Origin of the sequence: Cytobacillus oceanisediminis, assembly GCF_003182355.1 — a bacterium.
GTDB lineage: Bacteria > Bacillota > Bacilli > Bacillales > Cytobacillaceae > Cytobacillus > Cytobacillus oceanisediminis_A.
Window position 1 is genome coordinate 1 of the sequence record NZ_QGTW01000002.1, and the last position, 23,140, is coordinate 23,140.

Genomic DNA, 23,140 nt, shown 5'->3' on the forward strand with positions numbered 1-23,140 from the left:
TCGACTTGCATGTATTAGGCACGCCGCCAGCGTTCGTCCTGAGCCAGGATCAAACTCTCCATATAAGAGTTGATTAAGCTCATAAGTTGTCTTTTCAAAAAAGACTAAAGAATTAACGTTGACGTTTTTGTTCGTTCAGTTTTCAAAGATCAATCCGTCGCTTAGGCGACTTTATTAATATATCATTTCTAATTATCAATGTCAACAAGTTTTTTTAAGACCTTCTTGATGAAATTGTTCATCTCTTGCTGACTTGAATTAGTATATCAGCCCGGCATATTAATTGCAAGTGTTTTTTTAAAGAAAGTTGTCTAATCAGGATTTAATGATAAGTAAGCGCTTTAAACAAACAAATCTAATAAAAATAGACCGCAAATAAACGGTCTATTTCAAAACTTCATCTATAAATAGCTGACGATTTTTTTCTAAATGAACAATCTCGCCAGTGCCTTCTATCTTAACTAAGGGCCTTGTCGGCGATTTATCTTCTATAAAGAGGATTTCTGCATTCTGTCCATCTGAGAGTTTAACCCGGCTGCCAATGGAAAAAGTCATTATACCGGATCCCAAAGCTTGAATGGATTGGATATCATACTTCCCGAAGCTGTCCTGAATAAGCATTTCAAGCACTTTGAAGGGAGATTGCTTTCGCCGGTAAAGCCTCTGGGAGGTCATAGCATGGAAGGCATCTGCTACGGCAATCACCTTTCCTGTTTGGTTGATTTTACTGCTTTGTTCACCAAATGGATATCCGCTGCCATCAAGCCGTTCATGGTGCTGGAAAATGCCAATCTTCGTACTCTCCCTCAAAAGAGAAATATTTTGGACCATTTTAAAACTAAGGGTGGAATGCCTTTTTATGTCTTCAAATTCTTCAGGGCTTAGTGGGGTATTCTTTTGCAGAATAACCGGATTTATTTTTGCCATGCCTGCATCAGCAAGGCAGCCCCCAAGAGCTAATTGTACAACTTCCCCTTTGTTAAAATTTAATTTTTTCCCTATAAATGCACTTATGATTCCAACTGCCACTGAATGCTGAAACATATAGTCTTCATTAGTCGACAAATGGTGCAAGGAGAAAATTCCGGAAGGATTCCTCTCCATTTTGTCAATGAGCGGTATCATTATGTTTCTGATTTTTGCTATATCTATTGGCAGCCCTGACTGCCAGGCGAGAAATTCTTTTTTATAACTTTGAACACCTATTAAAAAGGTATCTAAAAAAACGGAGTCATTTACTTTTGTTTCCTGAGCATTCTGGACATCCTCTAGCATTTCAGCAGGAATGAAAGGCAACCCATTAACTAATGTTTTTTCAACTACAGCCTCTTCAATTAGGAATACTTTTAAAATATCAATCAGACCTTTAGTTAGGACGGTCTTTTGGCCAATAATGGGGCGATTGGTCATGCTAAAAACATCTTCTGATAAAATACAGCCCTCTTGCAGTTCCTGAATATGTACTCGCACCGTTTCCACACTCCAAATGTAATGAGTCTTTTATACCATTTTACATTATTTGGACAAAAAAAAGGAACACAAATAATGTGTTCCTTAAAAAATTACTCCGCGTCATCCCCATTAACTTCTTCTTCAGAAAGGGTTTCAGCATTTTCAAGAGGCTTCGTTAGTTCTTCCTCATCTTTTTCTTCCTCTTTTTCAACTTTTGCTACAGTAGATACCGCTTCATCAGCATCTTCATTTATGCGAATTAATCTCACACCTTGCGTGTTTCTGCCCATTGTGGAAATATCGCTTACAGCCATGCGGATTAATACACCGCCTGTTGTGATAAGCATAACGTCTTCTTCTCCTGTGACAGCTTTCATAGAAACAAGGCTTCCGTTCTTATCGGTAATGTTGCAAGTCTTGATTCCTTTTCCGCCTCTTCCCTGGACACGGTATTCTTCCGCAGGAGTACGTTTTCCATAGCCATTTTTTGTTACAATCAGGATTTGAGTGTCGTCTTCCAGCACTTCCATTCCAACTACTTCGTCATCCCCGCTTAAACTAATTCCTTTTACCCCGGTAGCTGTTCTGCCCATTGAACGGACGTCATCTTCAGGGAATCGGATCAGCATGCCATGGCTTGTGCCAATTATGATTTCTTTGCTGCCATCAGTTAAACGCACTGAAATCAGTTCATCATCCTCACGCAGATTTAAAGCAATTAAGCCGTTGTTGCGGATATTGGCAAAGGAGGATAGCGGTGAACGCTTGGATATACCTTTTTTAGTGGTAAAGAATAGGAACCAGTCATCGACAAATTCTTCAACCGGAATAATCGCGTTAACCCATTCATCTTTATCAACACCAAGAAGGTTAATAATCGGAATTCCTTTAGCCGTACGGCTGAATTCAGGAATTTCATATCCTTTAGCACGATATACTTTTCCTTTATTCGTGAAGAAAAGAATTGTATCATGCGTAGAGGTTGTGATGAGATGCTCAACAAAGTCATCCTCATTCGTACCCATTCCCTGGATTCCGCGTCCGCCTCGTCTTTGTGCACGGTAGGTGGATACAGGGAGACGCTTGATATAACCTTTGTGAGTTAAAGTAAGGACAATATTCTCACGCGGAATTAAATCTTCATCTTCGATTTGCTCGATGCCGCCAGCAACGATTTCAGTACGGCGTTTATCGTTAAAGCGCTCTTTGATTTCGGTTAATTCTTCACGGATAATTTCCAACACTTTTTCTTCATCAGCCAAAATAGCCTTTAATTCGGCAATTAGCGCTACAAGGCCTGAATATTCGTCTTCAATCTTTTCGCGCTCCAAACCTGTCAGACGCTGCAAGCGCATATCAAGAATAGCCTGAGCCTGTTTCTCAGAAAGATTGAATTGTGTCATTAAGCCTTCGCGTGCAATATCAGTAGTCTGGGAACTGCGGATAAGATTAATAACCTCATCAAGATGGTCGAGCGCAATCCTCAATCCTTCCAAGATATGCGCACGAGCTTCCGCCTTTTTAAGTTCAAACTCAGTTCTGCGGCGAATAACTACCTTTTGGTGGTCCAGATAATATTGAAGGCACTGTTTTAAATTAAGCACCTTGGGCTGGCCATCTACAAGAGCAAGCAAGTTAATTCCAAAACTAGTCTGCAAGGCTGTTTGTTTATAAAGATTGTTCAGCAAAACATTGGCATTTGCATCTTTGCGGACTTCAATGACGATTCGCATTCCGTTTCGATCAGATTCATCACGCAGATCCGTAATGCCGTCAATACGCTTATCGCGGACAAGTTCTGCTATTTTTTCAATCAGTTTAGCTTTATTCACCTGGTAAGGAAGTTCATTAACAATGATAACTTCTTTCCCATTTGACTTTTCCTCAATTTCCACTTTAGCTCTTAATGTAATAGAGCCACGTCCGGTTTCGTAAGCTTTGCGGATTCCGCTTCGGCCCAGAATTAATCCGGCAGTAGGAAAGTCAGGGCCTGGAATAATTTCCATCAGCTCTTGAACCGACAAATCCGGCTCTTCGCTGATTGCAAGAACTCCATCAATGACTTCTCCAAGCTGATGGGGAGGAATATTGGTAGCCATACCCACGGCGATTCCAGATGTTCCGTTTACCAGCAGGTTAGGGAAACGCGAAGGAAGAACGATAGGTTCCTTTTCTGCGCCATCGTAGTTATCCTGATAGTCAATCGTATCTTTATTGATATCCCTTAAAAGCTCCATCGAAATTTTGGACATACGGGCCTCTGTATAACGCATTGCAGCTGCAGCATCTCCATCAACAGAACCAAAGTTGCCGTGACCATCAACAAGCATATAGCGATAGTTGAAATCCTGAGCCATACGCACCATGGTGTCATAAACAGCAGAGTCACCATGCGGATGGTACTTACCAATAACTTCCCCAACAATACGGGCGGATTTTTTATATGGTTTATCGGAATGCATTCCTAAGTCATGCATGGCATAAAGGATTCTTCGGTGTACCGGCTTTAAACCATCCCTCACATCTGGAAGGGCACGGGAGACAATTACGCTCATGGCATAATCCAGGAAAGATGAACGCATTTCCTGGCTAATATTAATTTCTTTTACTTGAGAATTAGGTGTATCGGCCATTTAAAGGAACCTCCTTTAAAGAAACTAGGGATGTTCAGACATCCTTTTGTTACTTATCATTTAGGTGTAGCTAGGTTTAACCTGCAAGAGCAAGCCCGATTGCTGCAGCTCCTGCAATTCTTGCATTTTTTTTAAAAGGTGTATCAGATAAAACCAAAAATAAAAGAATAGACCTATTATGTAAAAGCAGGATAGAGAGCCCCTATCCTGAAAGAAAGTGGAGACACCTAAAAGCGGTGCCCCTGCCATGAAATTTCCTGGTGCCAGAAAGTTTCCTTTTACAATTAAATATCCAGATTCTTTACATACACCGCATTTTCTTCGATAAAATTGCGGCGCGGTTCTACTTTATCACCCATAAGGATTTCAAACGTTTCGTCAGCTTCAATGGCATCTTCAAGGTTTACCTGGAGAAGTGTTCTCGTTTCTGGATTCATTGTCGTTTCCCACAGCTGGCCAGGATTCATTTCTCCAAGACCCTTATAGCGCTGGATTCCAGGCTTTGGCTGGCTCGACAGTTCTCCAAGAGTCTTTTCCAGTTCACGCTCATTATAAGCATATTCAATGCGTTTGCCCTGCTGTATCTTGTAAAGCGGCGGCTGGGCAATGTAAATGTAGCCCGCTTCAATAATTTGTCTCATATAACGGTAAAAGAATGTTAATAATAATGTGCGAATATGTGCTCCATCAACATCTGCATCAGTCATGATTACAATCTTATGATAACGTGCTTTAGAGATATCAAAATCTTCTCCAATGCCCGTTCCAATAGCAGTTATGATGGCACGGACTTCATTATTGGATAGAATTTTATCCAAACGGGCCTTTTCTACGTTCAAAATCTTACCTCTTAGAGGAAGGATCGCCTGGAAATGGCGGTCACGTCCCTGCTTGGCTGAACCACCCGCTGAGTCACCCTCAACCACATATATTTCGCTTATGGATGGGTCCTTAGACGAACAGTCTGCAAGTTTCCCCGGAAGGCTGGAAACTTCAAGGGCGCTCTTCCTTCTCGTAAGCTCCCTCGCTTTTTTGGCAGCCAGTCTTGCTCTCGCAGCCATAAGACCCTTTTCAACAATCTTCCTTGCTACCGTTGGATTCTCCAGCATGAATTTTTCAAGAGCTTCAGAGAAAATAGTGTCCGTCGCAGCACGTACTTCAGAGTTCCCAAGCTTGGTTTTGGTCTGACCTTCGAACTGGGGATCCGGATGTTTAACGGATACGATCGCCGTTAAACCTTCACGAACGTCTTCACCCGAAAGGTTCGCATCGCTTTCTTTAAAGACACCGTTTTTTCTGGCGTAATCATTTATGACTCTTGTTAATGCCGTTTTAAAGCCCGATTCATGCGTACCGCCTTCATACGTATGAATATTATTGGCAAAAGAGTAAATATTGCTTGTGAAGCCATCGTTATACTGAATCGATACTTCAACCGTAATGCCTTCACGTTCTCCCTCAATATAGATAGGCTCATCATGGAGAACTTCTTTCGTTCTATTCAAATGTTCAACGTACGATTTAATTCCGCCCTCGTACATATATTCATTTTTCTTATTTTCCTGACGTTTATCTTCAATCGTGATAGTTAATCCTCTATTCAAGAAAGCCAATTCACGGATGCGGTTCGCCAGAGTTTCATAATCATATTCAAGCGTTTCAGTAAAAATTTCACTGTCAGGCTTAAAGTGGATGGTTGTTCCGGTATGGTCTGCTTCTCCAATTACTTCGAGGTCAGCACTTGGAACTCCCCGTTCAAATTTTTGATAATATTTTTTGCCATCACGATGGACAAACACTTCCAATTCGGTTGAGAGAGCATTTACAACGGAAGCACCAACACCATGCAAGCCTCCGGAAACCTTATATCCTCCGCCTCCGAATTTTCCGCCGGCATGAAGAACGGTCATAATAACCTCAACTGCCGGGCGGCCCATTTTCTCATGTATTCCAACCGGTATACCGCGGCCATTGTCGACTACAGTAATACTATTATCCTTTTCGATAATTACATTGATCTCTGAACAATATCCGGCAAGCGCTTCATCAATACTGTTATCGACTATTTCCCAAACGAGATGGTGAAGTCCTTTGGCACTTGTTGAACCGATATACATTCCCGGACGCTTTCGAACCGCTTCCAGACCTTCCAGAACCTGTATCTGATTCTCATCATAGGATTGTTCCTGCACTGCCTTTTGCTCCATTGCCACATCGGTCACCTACACTTTCCATTTGCATTCCAAATTCGCTAATCTATAAAAAAGCTTGGCTGTACTTTGAGATGCACCAAACTATAATTTTTTTTAAAATTCCTGAACACTTAATTTATGCGATCTTTTTTTTAACGTAACGGAAGCCAGCGGGGAGAAATAGATTTTTTCAGTCGTGACCACCACAGATTTGTAAGATCCCTTTGCGAGGTTAATAACTGAATCATCCTGGCGCTCTAAACATTCTTCTGCATATTCGGAAGACATGGCGCTTTCTTTATCAATTATAGCTACAATATCTCTTGCTCGGACTAGCACATCTTCACCTACATGGATGTACATGCGATCACCTCACTGAATCTTATTGATCCTTCCTGCTTCAACACTGAAGGCTGCTGCCTCTTTCAGTGTCTGGTGGTCTATTCCATCAACACTTGTCGTTGTGACAAACGTTTGTACCTTCCCTTGAATGGTATTCAATAAGTGGGATTGGCGGTAATCATCCAGTTCTGAGAGGACATCATCTAGCAGGAGAATAGGATACTCTCCTATTTCAGAATGGATCAGTTCGATTTCGGCGAGCTTAACGGATAGGGCTGTCGTCCTTTGCTGGCCTTGGGAACCAAATGTTTGCACATCCCGCCCATTTACGTGAAAAATAAGGTCATCCCGGTGGGGGCCAAACATGGTGACCCCTCGGTCGATTTCCCTGTTTTTCACTTTTGTAAATTTTTCTTCGTATACTTTAACCATTTTCGACAAATCTTGTTCTTCTGATACCTCTGCAGAGGGCTTGTACTCAATTTTCAAGGTCTCCAGTCCTCTTGAAATACCTTCATGGATCGGCTGTGCCCAATTTTCAAGCAATCTAAGAAATTCAAAGCGCTTGGAAACAATCTTCGCAGCCATATCTATAAATTGTTCTGTCAAAATTTCAAGCATAGTATGGTCAGTCTGCTTTTTTATCTGCAGCATCTTCAAGTAGTGATTTCGCTGCTGAAGAATTTTTTGATACTGGCTAATATCATGCAAATAGACAGGTGAAACCTGCCCAATCTCCATATCAATAAAACGACGCCTTACTTGAGGGCTCCCTTTCACAAGATGGAGGTCTTCAGGCGCGAACATAACAACATTCATATTGCCGACATACTGGCTTAATTTCTGCTGCTCTATATGATTGCATTTAGCTTTTTTGCCTTTTTTGCTTATCACTAATTGCATTGGCAGGGATCCATGGCTCTTTTGAACCCTTCCTTCTATTTTAGCATAATCTTGATCCCAGCGAATAAGATCTTTGTCATTTGATGTCCTGTGAGACTTCGCCATTGCCAGTACATAGATTGATTCCATGACATTTGTCTTCCCTTGGGCATTTTCTCCCAAAATAACGTTCACTTTATTCTCAAAATTAACTTCCAGCACTTCGTAATTCCGGTAATTTTTTAAAAGCAATTGCTCTATATACATAGACGCTACATCCTTTTAGGGTATCGCTAAAAACGCCAGCTAAATGATCATAAATTCACCGACATCAGGAATTTCCACTTTATCTCCTGTTCTTAGCTTTCTTCCCCGTCTTTGATCCTGTTCCCCATTTACAAAAACTTCGTATTCACTTAAAAACCATTTAGCCATTCCGCCAGTTTGAATCACATCTGCGGCTTTCAGGAATTGGCCCAGTGTAATATATTCCGTATCGATTTGAACTTCCGTCATCATATTCACTCTTTCCCATTGTCAGACTTTATGTGCTATGCGGAGAATTCTTTTTTACCATGCACCAAGCACAACAATTTCTAGAATGTTATCTAATATTCTATTTTACTAAATAAATCGCAGATACACAAAGAAAACCCGCTATAGCCTTTAATATTCATTATTCCCTGGCAGTTTGCCGATATTCGGGCTAGTTTGGCCAGTGTTTCACTTATACGATCCGACAGTTTCATGGAACTTACCTAATACTAACCAATACCTATATAGATCATTTCTTGTATAAAAAAAGTAAGCCGCCGGCAATGGCCGGCAGCTCATTATTAGTCTTTAATACGTTCTTACTGGCAGGATCAATTGAAGGATGGAGTCGTCATTTAACGGTTTTATTATGAAAGGCCTCATAGCGCCAGTAAAGCTTACCGTAATTTCTGTGCCTTCAAGGGCTTTTAGAGCATCCATCATGAACTTTGCACTAAAGGATATCTTTAGTTCTTCGCCTTCAATTGATTTACTTTGTACCTCTTCGACAACCTTTCCGATTTCCGGCGTATTGGATGAAATTTCGATCACTCCGCCTTCAATGGTGGAAAGCTTGACTACATTGTTCCTTCCTTCTTTCGCCAGTAATGAGGCACGGTCAATCGCCTGCAGGAATTCCTTCGTAGTAACAACCACATCTGTCTTGCTGTCCGATGGGATTAGCCTTGATGTATCTGGGTAATTTCCTTCAAGCAGTCTTGAGAAAAACAGCAAATGTTCTGCTTTAAACAATACCTGGTTTTCGGTAATGACAATATCAATCAGATCATTATTATCATCAAGGATCTTGCTCAACTCGCTTAAGCTTTTTCCGGGAATGACAACATTATAATTTTCATTGGCATTTGTTTCGATCTGGGCTTTTCTTAATGCCAGCCTGTGGCTATCTGTTGCAATACAGGTTAAGGTGCCATTTTCCACCTTCCAGTTTACACCTGTCAAGATAGGGCGTGTTTCTGAGGTGGACACTGCGAAAACAGTCTGGCGAATCATGGCCTTTAATAGGTCCGTCGGAATTTTAAAAACATTTTCTTCCTCAATTTGAGGTAAGTGAGGGTACTCCTCAGCATCCAATCCATTTAAATTAAACTCGGACTTGCCTGAACGGATTACAGTCTGAAGGTGGTTTTCGACATGGATTTCAACACTGTCAGTAGGAAGTTTTTTAACAATCTCACTAAAAAATCTTGCTTGCAGCACGATTGAACCTGGCTGTTTGATTTCAACAATCTCATTTCCAGCTTCCTCTTTTGGAATAAAAGATTCGATTGAAATATCGGAATCGCTTCCTGTTAGTGCTACCCCTTCTTCTGAAGCAACGATTTTAATTCCAGTTAAGATTGGAATCGTTGTTCTGCTTGTTACAGCTTTCATGACATCCTGGACGCTTTGAACCAAACGATCCCTTTGGATTACAAATCTCATTTTTTTAAATCCTCCAAGCATATTTTAATGGCCTAATGAATATATATATTTTTTATAAAAAAATAATAGAAGTACTAGTAGGGCCTGTTAACATGTGGATAACTGCATTTTTCGAAAGGAAACACAGCCTATCCACATGTGGACAGACTGTGTGTAAGTTAGGTTCAGTTATGCACAGTTAAACCTTGAGCAATTCATTTATTTCTTTAACCTGTTTCTCAAATTGAGAATCTGACTGAAGCAATTTTGAAATTTTCTCATGGGCATGAATGACGGTTGTATGGTCCCTTCCGCCAAATTCCTCCCCAATTTTAGGCAGGGAAAAATCGGTTAATTCCCGAGATAAGTACATAGCAATTTGCCGCGGAAAAGCAACTGACTTTGTCCTTTTCTTCGCTTTAAAGTCCTCAAGCTTCACATTAAAATGTTCGCCCACTACCCTTTGGATTTCATGAATTGTGATTACCTTTGGCTTGGAGCTTGGAATGATATCCTTTAAAGCCTCTGCTGCAAGATCAGCATTTATATCTTTATTTATTAAAGAGGAATAGGCCACTACACGAATAAGGGCACCCTCTAATTCACGTATATTTGAATCAATCTGATTGGCAATGTACAGCATGACTTCATTTGGAATGTCGAGTCCTTCTGCTTTTGCTTTTTTTCGTAAAATTGCAATACGCGTTTCCAGATCGGGCGGAGTAATATCAGTGATAAGTCCCCATTCAAACCTGGAGCGAAGACGGTCCTCAAGCGTCGGAATTTCTTTGGGCGGCCGGTCACTTGAGATAATGATTTGCTTGCTTTCTTCATGCAATGTATTAAATGTATGGAAAAATTCTTCCTGGGTCTGTTCTTTTCCAGCTAAAAACTGAATATCATCGATAAGAAGAACATCCACATTTCGATATTTATTGCGGAAGTCTCCCGCTTTGTTATCTCGGATTGAGTTAATGAATTCGTTAGTAAACTTCTCGGAAGATAAGTAAACCACTTTAGCAGATGGGTTATGATCTAATACATAATGGCCGATTGCGTGCATGAGGTGAGTTTTTCCCAGTCCAACTCCCCCATAAATAAATAATGGATTATACGCCTTTGCGGGTGCTTCTGCTACTGCAAGTGAAGCTGCATGTGCGAAGCGGTTACCCGACCCAATAACAAAAGTATCAAATGTATATTTGGGATTAAGCATCGTTAATGGCAATTCAGTCTGGTCTTCCTCTGACCTTTTCTTTTTTGGCGGAAGTGGAAGATCCACCTCTTCTTCACTCTGATTTTGCGGAATGATAAATTTTACTCCTAACTCTTCACCAGTAATGTCATAAAGAATTCCGGAGATCAGTTGGGAATAGCGCTCTTCCAGCCAATCACGGGCAAACTCGTTGGGCGCTTTAACCACTAAAGTATCGCCTTGAAGGGAATGGGCTTTTGTTGATTTTAGCCATGTATCAAAGCTCGGTTTGCTGATTTTCTTTTCGATATTGGCAAGAGCGTTATTCCAAAGATCCGCAATGTTTTCCAATAGATATCCCTCCTTTGCCGTTAGTTTCGTGCAACAAAAACTATAGGTTATACAAGTTGTACAACCCTTGAGTTAATAAATATACGAAACTGTTAATGTGGAAAATTATATAATAAGGAAGTAAAGTGGAATTTCGACAGTATCCACTGTCTGTGGACAAACTTTTACAAACCCCTTGGATAACCTGTCCACATGTTATCCACAATCTGTGGATAATGAAGATATGCACTATGATTTATTAAGTGTGAAAACACAATAATGATAACAGATAATCCTAATGGTTGCAATGCTTTTTATACCTTTATCCACAAGTCCCCTATCATGTGCATAATAATTGTCCACAACCTCTGTTTGTGTGAAAAACTTGTCAATATGTGATGTGGATAATGAAAAATCTGTCGAAAAATTATCCACAGACGGATTTTTTTAGTGGTTTTAAGAGAAAAACGTGGAAAAAATGAATTTTAGGATGACATTCAAGCGAAAAGAAGGTAAACTTTCTGAGTGGGTTTATTCCGAACTGCAAAAGAGAAAGAGGACAGGCAGAATGGAAGCCTGGCTAACAAAAAGACTTTTTGCCATAGATGGCAGAGAGATTAACGATGCATAGTTGACAATTTTCTAGTTTCATCTATATAATTAGAAAGACTGTCTTTAACAGCAATTCCTCAGGGAGGTGTCATATAATGAAAAGAACTTATCAACCGAACAAGCGTAAGAAAAGCAAAGTTCACGGTTTCCGCAGCCGCATGAGCACTCCGAACGGACGTAATGTCCTTGCTCGCCGCCGCCGTAAAGGAAGAAAAGTATTATCTGCTTAGGCCACTGAAACGTCAGTGGTCTTTTTTTCCATGTATAGATAAATGTTAGCCTATGGGCTGAAAGCGGAACTCTACTGCCAATGTCCAAATGCTTTTCCAAGTGGGTGATGACGATGAAAAAAGAATTTCGTGTAAAAAAGAATAAAGAATTTCAAGAGGCCTTTAAGAAGGGTAAGTCATTCGCCAACCGTCAATTTGTCGTTTATATGCTGAGAAAAGAGGATCAGGACCATTTTCGCATAGGGCTATCTGTTAGCAAAAAAATTGGCAATGCCGTAATGAGAAACCAGATCAAAAGGTATATCCGACAAGCTTTTTTAGAGCTGGAGGTAGAAATAAAACCACAGTATGATCTGATTGTAATTGCCAGGAAGCCAGTTGCGGATATGGATTTCCATGAAGTGAAAAAAAGCCTTACCCATGTTTTGAAGATTGCAAGGGTTTTGAATAAACCGAGACTTGGAAATACTAAAAATCAATAGTCTTTATCTATCTTTATTATGAAGCACTTCATTATAAAAGATGATAAAATAAGATACATATGAGCGTGTCTCTATTTTGGGGACAAGCAAATGCAATATATTTAAATTATTTAGGAGCAATAAGGAGGAAAAAACGGTTGAAGAAACGAATATTCCTATTAATCGGTTTGGTTTTTGTTATGGCGCTTTTGTCAGGCTGTACTGAGATCAACCAGCCGATTACGTCTGAAAGCGAAGGCTTTTGGAACGAGTATATTGTCTACCCGCTTTCGCTATTTATCATTAAAGTAGCAGAAATTGCAGGCGGCAGCTACGGACTATCGATTATTATTGTTACGATCATTATTCGCCTGGTTATCTTGCCATTAATGATCAAGCAAACGAAAAGTTCGAAGGCGATGCAGGCGATTCAGCCAGAAATGCAGAAACTGCGTGAAAAATACAGTTCAAAAGACCAGAAAACCCAGCAGAAGCTACAGCAGGAAACGATGGCATTATTTCAAAAGCACGGGGTTAACCCTCTTGCAGGATGTTTTCCATTAGTCGTTCAAATGCCGATTCTAATTGGTTTCTATCATGCGATTACACGTACTCGTGAAATCGCAAACCATAATTTCCTATGGTTTGATCTTGGTTCTCCAGATCCAATTTATTTATTGCCAGTAATTGCAGGTATTACAACATTCATTCAGCAAAAAATGATGATGGCCGGCACTCAGCATACAGGGCAAATGGCAGCACAGATGAAGATGATGCTTTATCTTATGCCGATCATGATTGTCATTTTTGCTATTAATTTCCCAGCTGCTCTCTCTCTTTACTGGGTAGTGGGTAATATCTTTATGATCATACAAACTTATTTTATTAAAGGTCCGGACCTGAAAGCTGCGGCGGCCGGAAATGCAGGAGGAGCCAAAAAGTGAAACAAGTAACTGCTACAGGACAGACCGTCAAGGAAGCAGTAGAGTCAGCTTTAGCTCAATTAAATACAACTGAAGACCGCGCAGAGATAACAATAGTTGATGAAGGTAAAAAAGGCGTTTTCGGGATTTTCGGTTCCCGTCCGGCAGTGGTGAAAGCTGTTAAGAAACTCGATCCGATTGAAGAAGCAGAGAAGTTCCTCATGGATGTCAGTGAGAAAATGGGAATGTCGGTTGAAATTGAAACATTAAAGGACGGAAAAAATGTTCAATTTATCCTATCCGGTGAAAAAATTGCTCTTTTAATCGGAAAAAGAGGACAAACACTTAATTCACTTCAGTATTTGACCCAGCTTGTCATCAACCGCTTTTCTGGCCAGTATCTGAATGTAGTGCTGGATGCGGAGGATTACCGGAAGAGACGCCAGGATACACTGATTCAATTAGCTGAAAGGCTTGCTCAAAAAGCTTTGAAGACGGGAAAGGAAATTGCGTTGGAACCTATGCCTTCCTATGAAAGGAAAGTTATCCATACCGCTCTCGTTCATAATAAGAATATAAAAACGTATTCTGATGGCAACGATCCACATCGCCATATTGTCATAGCCCCGGCTAGAACCAGATAGGCGGAAGGCGATTTTAAAAACCCAATCCATTAACGGATTGGGTTTTTTTATGTCTGGATTTAGTTCCAAGTGCTTTTTTTATATAATCAACTCCTCCGTAAAATATTAATTCTCAATTGGTTTTATTGTTATTCACATGTGGATAAGTTAAAATAGAGCATATTAAATATGAGGCGTGTGGATAATTGTTTCTTTATCAAAAAGAATATGTCTGTGGACAAGCGTAAAATGAACCGTTTGAGATGCTTTTCTAACAAATAGGCATGTGATATTCTATTAATTTGGGGAATCGATATAATAATCATTTTTATATAGATTGAAGAAAGTTAAGGGAAGGCTGTTTTCGTAAATTTTGTTGCTTTTTGACGGCAAACTTAGTTTATCTAACTGAGTTGATTGCAGCGGAGGGCACTTGAACCTCGAAAATGCATTCTCATTTTCTTCGTGCGGTGTTTATTCGAGGAAGCTGATTCAGTGTCATGCGAGAAGAGAGGGAAGTGGGAGACCCCACAGGCGAAGCCGGGGAGGCTCGCATCGCTCCCCGCGTAAAGCAAGTGCCCGCAGCGGAAATCAACGGGCTATGAGAAAAGAGCCTAAGGAAAAGAGAGGTGAAGAGAGTGGAATTTGATACAATAGCGGCCATTTCTACGCCGATGGGTGAGGGTGCTATAGCCATTGTCCGGCTCAGCGGCGACCAGGCATTTGATATTGCGGATCGTTTGTTCAGAGGGGTAGGAGGAAAGCGTCTGAAGGATGTAGCCTCCCATACCATTCATTACGGCCATATCATTGATCCGAAAACAGGTGAGGTAGCTGAGGAAGTAATGGTTTCAGCGATGAAGGGACCGAAAACATTTACGAAAGAAGATGTTATTGAAATAAACTGCCATGGCGGTTTGGTTTCGGTCAATCGTGTATTGCAGCTATTATTAAATAATGGAGCACGCCTGGCAGAGCCGGGGGAATTTACAAAACGAGCGTTTTTGAACGGACGAATTGATTTGTCGCAGGCAGAAGCTGTTATGGATTTAATCCGGGCCAAAACGGATCGGGCCATGAATGTGGCGCTCGGGCAGATGGAAGGGCGGCTTTCAAAGCTCATTCAAAAGCTCCGTCAGGAAATTCTGGAGATCCTTGCCCATGTGGAAGTGAATATTGACTATCCTGAATACGATGATGTAGAGGAAATGACCCATCATATGCTGTTGCAAAAATCCTCTTATGTAAGGAAGGAGATTGAGAAGCTTCTGCGTACATCCCAGCAGGGAAAAATTTTGCGTGAGGGACTTTCAACAGTTATCGTAGGACGTCCTAACGTTGGAAAATCCTCTCTGCTAAATAGCCTTGTCCATGAGAATAAGGCAATTGTAACGGATATACCGGGAACAACACGCGACGTAATTGAGGAATACGTTAATGTAAGAGGCGTTCCACTGAGATTGCTGGATACTGCCGGGATCCGAGAGACTGAAGATATTGTTGAACGAATTGGAGTCGAAAAATCCAGACAGGTACTAAAGGAAGCTGACCTTATTTTGCTGGTACTTAATTATTCGGATGAATTGACGGCTGAGGATGAAAATATATTTAAAGCGGTCGAAGGTATGGATGCCATTGTCATTGTCAATAAAATGGACCTGGAACAAAAAATCGATATGGACCGCGTTCATGAACTTTCAAAAAACCATAAACTGGTTACGACCTCTTTACTAGAGGATAAAGGGGTAGACGATTTGGAAGAGGCAATTGCTTCCCTTTTCTTTGAAGGTTCAATTGAAGCTGGCGATATAACCTATGTATCAAACACCCGCCATATTGCCCTTTTAAATCAGGCTTTAAATGCCATTGACGATGCCATACAGGGTGTTGAAATGGGGACGCCAATAGACATCGTACAAATCGATTTAACAAGAACCTGGGAGCTGCTTGGCGAAATTATTGGCGACAGTGTCCATGAAAGCTTGATTGACCAATTATTCTCGCAGTTTTGTTTAGGAAAATAGATAATTTTTAGACAGAAAAATGTCACTATTAACCGGTAAGAAAGTAAAAATTTAAATTTTGATAATTGTTTAGCTACAGCGCCTACCCCTCTGGTGTCGAAGGGGAAGCACCAAGGAGAGCATCCTTGATATGCTTCGCAGGAACTGCGGATTTTGGTTGTTCCGAAGGCGCTTGCGCTTTTCTAATTGCAGTAAAGGAGGCCGCTCATGACATATGAAGCTGGAAGTTATGATGTCATAGTAGTCGGAGCCGGACATGCAGGTGTAGAAGCAGGCCTTGCTTCCGCCCGTCTTGGCGCTAAGACATTAATGATTACGATAAATTTAGATATGGTAGCCTTTATGCCCTGCAATCCCTCTGTAGGAGGACCTGCAAAAGGGATTGTTGTGAGGGAAATTGATGCGCTTGGCGGAGAAATGGGCAAGAATATCGATAAAACCCATATTCAGATGCGAATGCTTAATACCGGAAAAGGGCCAGCAGTCCGTGCATTGAGAGCCCAGGCAGATAAATTCACGTATCAGCACGAGATGAAAAAGACATTGGAAAATGAACCAAACCTGACGCTGATTCAGGGGATGGTTGAGCGGCTAATTGTAGAAGAAGGAGAATGCAAAGGCGTTATTACCCAGACAGGTGCCGTGTACTCTTCCAAAACAGTTGTCATTACGACGGGAACATTCCTTAGAGGAGAAATTATCCTAGGGGAACTTAAGTACTCCAGCGGCCCTAATAACCAGCAGCCATCCATAAAGCTTTCAGAGCATTTACAGGAGCTTGGGTTTGATTTGGTGCGTTTTAAAACAGGTACCCCTCCTCGTGTAAACAGCCATACCATTGATTACAGCAAGACGGAAATACAGCCTGGCGATGATGTGCCAAGAGCTTTCTCTTATGAAACAACAAAGTATATTACTGACCAGCTGCCATGCTGGCTGACTTATACAAATGAAGAAACGCATACGCTGATTGACAATAATCTTCATCGTTCGCCAATGTATTCCGGAATGATTAAAGGAACAGGACCTCGTTATTGCCCATCCATTGAAGATAAGGTCGTCCGTTTTAATGATAAGCCCCGCCACCAGATTTTTTTGGAGCCTGAGGGACGGAATACACAGGAAGTTTATGTGCAAGGCCTTTCAACAAGTTTGCCTGAGGATGTTCAGCAGAAGATTCTAAGAACCATTCCTGGATTGGAAAATGTCCAGATGATGCGTGCAGGCTATGCTATTGAATATGATGCCATTGTGCCGACCCAGTTATGGCCGACTCTTGAAACAAAGAACGTAAAAAATCTTTATACGGCTGGCCAAATTAACGGAACATCCGGTTATGAAGAAGCTGCCGGACAGGGTCTGATGGCCGGCATGAATGCGGGTTTGAAGTCTCTTGACAAAGAAGAAGTCATCTTAAGCCGCTCAGATGCTTATATTGGCGTACTGATTGATGATTTAGTAACAAAAGGGACAAATGAGCCATATCGTCTACTAACTTCAAGAGCAGAATACCGGTTGCTTCTTCGCCATGATAATGCCGATTTACGCTTAACAGAGCTTGGGCACAGGGTTGGGCTAATCCGCGAAGAACGCTATGAAAAATTCCTGGTGAAAAAACAGGCCATTGAAGAAGAGAAAAAGCGTCTTCAGAGCATTATTATTAAACCAACCAGTGAAGTACAGGAACTGATCAAGAATCAGGGCGGCAGTGAGCTGAAAGATGGCATTCGTGCATCTGATTTGTTGAAGCGGCCGGAAATGACTTATGAACATATCCAAAAGCTAGTTCCGGCTGAGGGAACACTCGATCCGGATGTAACTGAACAGGTCGAAATTCAAATCAAGTATGAAGGCTATATTGAAAAATCTCTTCAGCAGGTAGATCGCCTGAAGAAGATGGAAAATAAGAAAATCCCTGAAAACATTGATTATGATGCCATAAACGGACTAGCATCCGAAGCGAAACAAAAGCTGAAAGAAGTTAGGCCGCTATCGATCGCACAGGCATCAAGAATTTCCGGTGTTAACCCTGCGGATATCTCCATTTTGCTTGTCTATCTTGAACAAGGAAGAATTGCAAGGATATCAGCGGATTAAGGAAAGCGGAGGCACCTTGCCCACGAAGGAACGCAGACTAAGAACGCCACGTCCTGTGGCAACGTCTGCATAACCCACATCCTGTGGGCCTCAAGCACAAGATGAGCCTCTCGGGGATAGGCGCGGGAGCTAGACAGTTATCGAAGTCCAAAGTTACACTTTTGAATCCAATAATTAATCCGATCATGTCTTACAGCGGAAAGGATTTGCTAATGAATATAGAACAATTTACAGAAATGCTTGCGGCGAAAGGGATTGTCCTTTCGTCCAGGCAATTAAATCAATATGAAACATACTATTCCACATTAGTAGAGTGGAACGAAAAAATGAATTTAACAGCTATTACAGACAAAGAAGATGTTTATTTAAAGCATTTTTATGATTCAATTACAGCGGCATTTTATTTTAATTTTAACCAGCCGCTGAACGTCTGTGATGTCGGAGCGGGTGCTGGTTTTCCAAGCATTCCGATAAAAATTGCATTTCCGGAAATACATATTACGATTGTCGATTCGCTGAATAAACGCATTGGATTTCTTGAGCACTTGGCAAAGGCATTAGAATTGGAAGACGTCCGTTTTATTCACGATCGTGCGGAAACCTTTGGCCAAAACAAGGAATACCGGGAGTCCTTTGATGTTGTAACAGCAAGGGCTGTTGCCAGGCTGTCCGTATTGAGCGAGCTTTGTTTGCCGCTGGCTAAAACTGGAGGCATGTTTATTGCCATGAAAGGTGCAAGTGCCAAAGAAGAGCTGGATGCCGGCAAAAAAGCGATAACAGTCTTAGGAGGAAAACTTGTTGACTCTCATACCTTCACATTGCCCGAAGAAGAAAGTGAGCGCAACATTTTGATCATTAAAAAGGAAAAAAGCACACCCAAAAAGTACCCAAGAAAGCCGGGTACACCCAATAAAACACCAATTGAGTAGGGTGCGCATTTCAGCAATGTATGACATAATGGTATAGATTAATATGTCTTTTACTAAATATTATATTGTTACAGTTCGGCAGGAAATGTCATTATTATAGAGAATATGTAATAGGGAGTTTCGTAAAGGTGGTGCAGGGTGATGAAGCATTCTTTCTCACGCTTTTTTGGCCTAGGCGAAAAGGGAGAACAAGTTACAGCGGAAAAACCAGCAGAAGAACAATTGGATATTGAAGACTTAAGCGAAAAAGAAGAAGTTAAGAAAATACCTATTGACCAAATCGTTCCCAACCGTTTCCAGCCAAGAACGGTGTTTGATGATGAAAAAATAGAAGAGCTTTCTCGAACCATCCATACGCATGGAATTATCCAGCCGATTGTCGTACGGGAATTTGAAAACGGCCAGTTTGAGATTATTGCAGGTGAACGCAGATATCGGGCCATGAAAAAGCTTGGCTGGGAAGAAGCTCCGGCAATCGTAAAGAATTTAAGTGATACAGAGACCGCATCGGTGGCATTAATCGAGAATCTTCAAAGGGAAGAGTTATCCCCAATTGAAGAAGCTGTTGCGTACGGAAAGCTATTGGAACTGCATAATTTGACACAGGAAGCATTGGCGCAGCGCCTTGGAAAGGGCCAATCAACCGTTGCGAATAAGCTTCGGCTGTTAAAATTGCCGCAGCCTGTCCAGGATGCATTATTAAGCAAATCGATTACAGAACGGCATGCCCGTTCGCTCATCCCATTAAAAGACCCTGAGAAGCAGGTTGCATTGCTGCAGGAGATTGTCGAAAAAAATCTTAACGTCAAGCAGACAGAAGATCGGGTTGTAAGGATCCTTGAACAGAAAAATCCGAAGCCGAAACCAAAGCGGAAGGCTTTCAGCAAGGATATGAGAATAGCGGTCAATACAATCCGCCAATCTCTTTCCATGGTTTCTGATAGCGGCATCAATCTCGATTCTGAAGAAGAAGAATTTGATGAATTTTATCAAATAACAATCAAAATTCCTAAAAAGAAATAAAGATTAACGCGAGAAATCAAGCAGGCCCCTGCTCCGATTCTCGCGTTTTTTTTGCAGGTCCCATTTAAGCCCCTATTGTCCTTGGCAAAGGTAATACTCTAATTCCAAAAGACTGTTAGAATCTTCTTATTTTTAACAAAAAAATAATTCTATCTTCTTTTTCGTGATAAAATAGACTACGTGATTAAGGGATTTAAATAAATATAACCATATTAGAAATTTGATGTGATAAAGCTAATTTTGATTTAGCACCGTGTTGATTGGGGCGGAAGGTAAGAGATCCTCAAAAAATGCTATCGCATTTCCTTCGTGTGATGTTTATTCGAGGATGCTAATTCAATGTCCTGCGGGAAAAGCGAGTTAAAGGGAGGCCCCGCTGGCGCGTCATGCGCCGATGAGGCCCCCGGACCGCCCGCGGCCGCTGATTGTCTGTAGCAGAATTCAATACGCTGGTTTAACAGAGTCTAAAATAATATAAATATATTGTTATTTTAAAGATGAAAGCAGGTGACACCGTGGGTAAGATTATAGCTGTTGCGAACCAAAAAGGCGGAGTAGGCAAGACCACTACTTCAGTCAATTTGGGTGCATGCTTGGCATACATAGGAAAGAGAGTCTTATTAGTAGATATTGATCCCCAGGGAAATGCAACGAGCGGGATTGGCATTGAAAAAGCTGATGTGGATCAATGCATATATGATGTACTTGTTGACGATGTGGAAGCATCCAAGGTAATAAAGCCAACATCGGTTGAGAATTTATATGCGATTCCCGCTACGATCCAGCTGGCAGGTGCGGAAATCGAGTTGGTTCCTACCATATCAAGAGAAGTAAGGTTGAAAAGGGCTTTAGAAGAGGTAAAAGCAAATTTTGATTATATCATTATCGATTGTCCTCCCTCTCTGGGACTTTTGACAATTAACTCGCTGACAGCATCCGATGCGGTCATTATACCGGTTCAATGTGAATATTATGCGCTTGAAGGTTTGAGCCAGCTTTTGAATACCGTTCGCCTTGTTCAGAAGCATTTGAATCATGATTTGAAGATTGAAGGCGTTTTGCTGACGATGCTTGATGCCCGTACGAATTTGGGCATACAAGTTATAGAAGAGGTTAAGAAGTATTTCCAGGATAAAGTATATAAAGCCATCATTCCCCGCAATGTGCGATTAAGTGAGGCTCCGAGCCATGGTGAACCTATTATTACTTATGATCCGAAGTCACGCGGAGCTGAAGTATATTTAGAATTGGCAAAGGAAGTGGTTTCAAATGGCTAAAGGTTTAGGTAAAGGTCTGAATGCTTTTTTTAATAATATTGAAACCGAGAAAGAAGAAACGGTTAAAGAAGTTAATATTAAAGAGCTCCGCCCAAATCCTTATCAGCCCCGAAAAGTATTTGAAAAGGAAGCAATCGAAGAACTCAAGCAATCTATTATCGAGCACGGAATACTGCAGCCGATTATCGTCCGAAAAAGCATAAAGGGCTATGAAATTGTTGTCGGCGAGCGGCGCTATCGGGCAGCAAAGGAAGCAAACCTGGAAACCGTTCCAGTTGTGATTAAAGATTTAAATGAACAGCAAATGATGGAGCTGGCTGTCCTTGAGAATCTGCAGCGTGAGGATTTAACCCCTATTGAAGAAGCTGCAGCCTACCAGCTGTTGATGGATAAATTGAAGGTTACACAAGAAGAACTTGCCAAACGCCTTGGAAAAAGCAGGCCGCACATTGCGAATCACATCCGTCTGCTATCTCTTCCGCCTAAAATACAGGAGCTGATATCAGATGGAAAAATTTCGATGGGCCACGGCAGAGCATTGCTGGGTTTAAGAAAGAAAGAAAAATTACCAGCACTCGTTGAAAAAACGATTAAAGATGGATTGAATGTCCGCCAGCTGGAGCAGCTGATTCAGCAGCTGAATGATGTTTCACGTGAAACGAAAAAGCCGAAAGTTCAAAAGGATATTTTTATAAAGGAACGTGAATCCTCTCTTAGAGAAAGATTCGGAACGACTGTCCATATCAAGCAATCTAAAAACAAAGGAAAGATTGAAATTGAATTTTTCTCTAAAGAAGACTTGGAGCGAATTATAGAACTTTTGGATACCCATTCTTAAGCCATCTTCAGGATGGTTTATTTTTTTAACAGGATTCTAAAAAAATGATTGTAAAAGTGAACCTTCCGTGATACTGTAAATAAAATAATTATTCGCATCACGAAATAATAATAGATAAGGTGAAAAGAATGTTTCTGCTTGGTACGCTTGTTAATGGGTTGTTAATTATTATTGGAACCTTTTTAGGAAAATTACTTCATCGCATTCCCGAAAATATGAAAGGGACAGTTATGCATGCCATAGGCCTTGCTGTCATCGTGCTTGGCCTCCAGATGGGCTTTAAGAGCGAGAATTTTCTCGTAGTCATATTAAGCCTTGTTTTCGGAACCGTGGTTGGTGAATATTTTGCCTTGGAAGATAAATTGAATAGGCTTGGCGGCTGGCTTGAAAGCAAGATTGGCTCCAAGGGTGAAGGCAGTATTTCGCAAGGCTTTGTTACAGCAACACTGATTTTTGTCATTGGCGCCATGGCCATTATTGGCGCACTGGATAGCGGGATAAGAGGCGATCATTCTGTTCTTTATACAAAGTCCATTATTGACGGATTTACGGCATTGATTCTCACGACTACCCTGGGAATTGGCGTTTTGTTCTCAGCTTTTCCGGTCATGATTTATGAGGGATTGATTGCCCTTTTTGCTACACAAATTGATCGATTTGTCCCCCAGCTGCTGATGGACAGTTTTATTAAAGAAATGACCGCTACAGGAGGAATAATGATTTTTGCTATTGGTCTGAATTTAACCGGATTGACGAAAATCCGGGTAGCAAACCTGCTGCCAGGGATTTTGGTAACGGGGGTAATTGTTTCAGTAATCTACTTTTATGGGCTTTATTATTAGGCTCTGAAATTTAGGTTTTGATTTCCGCTGCAGGCTCTCAGCGAACAGCGGGCCTCCGGGAGCTTTCTCAAGCATTAAGCCTGCGGGGTTTCCCTTTGACTCCCGCATGACATTGAATTAGCACCTTCGGATAAACATCGCACAAAGGAAATGCGATAGCATTTTCAAGGATCTCGCGCCTTCCGCTCCCGTTAAAGTGCTAAACCAACAATTAGCTCTAACACAGGGATCGGAATGTGTCCGGAAGAGCTTCCGAAGAGCTTGCCCAATTCCTAT

At 41.3% G+C, this 23,140-nt stretch carries 19 protein-coding genes and 1 rRNA gene; 11 read left to right on the top strand and 9 right to left on the bottom strand.

Features of this window, described 5'->3' with window-relative positions; translation table 11 throughout:
- The 9 genes from DFO73_RS04325 to dnaA all read right to left on the bottom strand — a co-directional run.
- Positions 1 to 65: ribosomal RNA gene (locus tag DFO73_RS04325) — 16S ribosomal RNA — on the bottom strand; the annotation flags it as partial.
- A gap of 319 nt (positions 66 to 384) precedes the next feature.
- Positions 385 to 1,470, bottom strand: coding sequence for an HD-GYP domain-containing protein (locus tag DFO73_RS04330; protein WP_258309236.1), 1,086 nt, complete (start codon positions 1,468 to 1,470; stop codon positions 385 to 387).
- A 92-nt stretch (positions 1,471 to 1,562) separates the two neighbouring features.
- Positions 1,563 to 4,085 (bottom strand): DNA gyrase subunit A, encoded by a 2,523-nt coding sequence (gene gyrA / locus DFO73_RS04335; RefSeq protein WP_110063566.1) that lies wholly within the window; start codon positions 4,083 to 4,085, stop codon positions 1,563 to 1,565.
- A gap of 284 nt (positions 4,086 to 4,369) precedes the next feature.
- Positions 4,370 to 6,292, bottom strand: a complete 1,923-nt coding sequence (gene gyrB, locus DFO73_RS04340) for a DNA topoisomerase (ATP-hydrolyzing) subunit B (protein ID WP_110064000.1) — start codon at positions 6,290 to 6,292, stop codon at positions 4,370 to 4,372.
- Between the two features lie 99 nt (positions 6,293 to 6,391).
- Positions 6,392 to 6,640 (bottom strand): extracellular matrix regulator RemB, encoded by a 249-nt coding sequence (remB, locus tag DFO73_RS04345; protein ID WP_110063567.1) that lies wholly within the window; start codon positions 6,638 to 6,640, stop codon positions 6,392 to 6,394.
- Positions 6,641 to 6,649: 9 nt separating this feature from the next.
- Complete coding sequence (recF, locus tag DFO73_RS04350) at positions 6,650 to 7,768, bottom strand: DNA replication/repair protein RecF (RefSeq protein ID WP_110063568.1); 1,119 nt, start codon at positions 7,766 to 7,768, stop codon at positions 6,650 to 6,652.
- Between the two features lie 39 nt (positions 7,769 to 7,807).
- Positions 7,808 to 8,020, bottom strand: a complete 213-nt coding sequence (gene yaaA / locus DFO73_RS04355; RefSeq protein ID WP_110063569.1) for a S4 domain-containing protein YaaA — start codon at positions 8,018 to 8,020, stop codon at positions 7,808 to 7,810.
- A 324-nt stretch (positions 8,021 to 8,344) separates the two neighbouring features.
- The gene (dnaN, locus tag DFO73_RS04360) at positions 8,345 to 9,481 is read right to left on the bottom strand and encodes a DNA polymerase III subunit beta (protein WP_110063570.1); all 1,137 of its coding nucleotides are present in this window, start codon (positions 9,479 to 9,481) and stop codon (positions 8,345 to 8,347) included.
- Positions 9,482 to 9,659: 178 nt separating this feature from the next.
- Positions 9,660 to 11,006: a chromosomal replication initiator protein DnaA gene (gene dnaA, locus DFO73_RS04365; protein WP_110063571.1), complete on the bottom strand. Its 1,347-nt coding sequence runs from the start codon at positions 11,004 to 11,006 to the stop codon at positions 9,660 to 9,662.
- Between the two features lie 686 nt (positions 11,007 to 11,692).
- Between dnaA and rpmH the strand changes: the two genes are divergently transcribed.
- From rpmH to DFO73_RS04420, 11 genes are all read left to right on the top strand, one after another.
- Positions 11,693 to 11,827, top strand: coding sequence for a 50S ribosomal protein L34 (gene rpmH, locus DFO73_RS04370; RefSeq protein ID WP_110063572.1), 135 nt, complete (start codon positions 11,693 to 11,695; stop codon positions 11,825 to 11,827).
- Positions 11,828 to 11,940: 113 nt separating this feature from the next.
- Positions 11,941 to 12,309, top strand: coding sequence for a ribonuclease P protein component (gene rnpA, locus DFO73_RS04375; RefSeq protein ID WP_110063573.1), 369 nt, complete (start codon positions 11,941 to 11,943; stop codon positions 12,307 to 12,309).
- Between the two features lie 137 nt (positions 12,310 to 12,446).
- Entirely contained in the window at positions 12,447 to 13,232 is a 786-nt protein-coding gene (gene spoIIIJ, locus DFO73_RS04380) for a YidC family membrane integrase SpoIIIJ (protein ID WP_110063574.1), read from the top strand.
- A complete protein-coding gene (gene jag, locus DFO73_RS04385) occupies positions 13,229 to 13,855 on the top strand; it encodes an RNA-binding cell elongation regulator Jag/EloR (protein ID WP_110063575.1) in 627 nt (208 codons plus the stop codon). Before spoIIIJ ends, jag begins: the two co-directional genes overlap by 4 nt.
- A 617-nt stretch (positions 13,856 to 14,472) precedes the next feature.
- Positions 14,473 to 15,858, top strand: coding sequence for a tRNA uridine-5-carboxymethylaminomethyl(34) synthesis GTPase MnmE (mnmE, locus tag DFO73_RS04390; RefSeq protein ID WP_110063576.1), 1,386 nt, complete (start codon positions 14,473 to 14,475; stop codon positions 15,856 to 15,858).
- A gap of 207 nt (positions 15,859 to 16,065) precedes the next feature.
- Entirely contained in the window at positions 16,066 to 17,955 is a 1,890-nt protein-coding gene (gene mnmG, locus DFO73_RS04395) for a tRNA uridine-5-carboxymethylaminomethyl(34) synthesis enzyme MnmG (RefSeq protein ID WP_110063577.1), read from the top strand.
- Positions 17,956 to 18,167: 212 nt separating this feature from the next.
- Positions 18,168 to 18,884: a 16S rRNA (guanine(527)-N(7))-methyltransferase RsmG gene (rsmG, locus tag DFO73_RS04400; RefSeq protein WP_110063578.1), complete on the top strand. Its 717-nt coding sequence runs from the start codon at positions 18,168 to 18,170 to the stop codon at positions 18,882 to 18,884.
- 141 nt (positions 18,885 to 19,025) lie between these two features.
- A complete protein-coding gene (gene noc / locus DFO73_RS04405) occupies positions 19,026 to 19,907 on the top strand; it encodes a nucleoid occlusion protein (RefSeq protein WP_110063579.1) in 882 nt (293 codons plus the stop codon).
- A gap of 515 nt (positions 19,908 to 20,422) precedes the next feature.
- The gene (locus DFO73_RS04410; RefSeq protein WP_110063580.1) at positions 20,423 to 21,184 is read left to right on the top strand and encodes a ParA family protein; all 762 of its coding nucleotides are present in this window, start codon (positions 20,423 to 20,425) and stop codon (positions 21,182 to 21,184) included.
- On the top strand, positions 21,177 to 22,022 hold the full coding sequence (locus tag DFO73_RS04415) for a ParB/RepB/Spo0J family partition protein (protein ID WP_110063581.1): 846 nt from the start codon (positions 21,177 to 21,179) through the stop codon (positions 22,020 to 22,022). The genes DFO73_RS04410 and DFO73_RS04415 overlap by 8 nt, the downstream gene beginning before the upstream one ends.
- Positions 22,023 to 22,150: 128 nt before the next feature.
- The gene (locus DFO73_RS04420) at positions 22,151 to 22,864 is read left to right on the top strand and encodes a DUF554 domain-containing protein (RefSeq protein ID WP_110063582.1); all 714 of its coding nucleotides are present in this window, start codon (positions 22,151 to 22,153) and stop codon (positions 22,862 to 22,864) included.
- Positions 22,865 to 23,140: the final 276 nt, after the last annotated feature.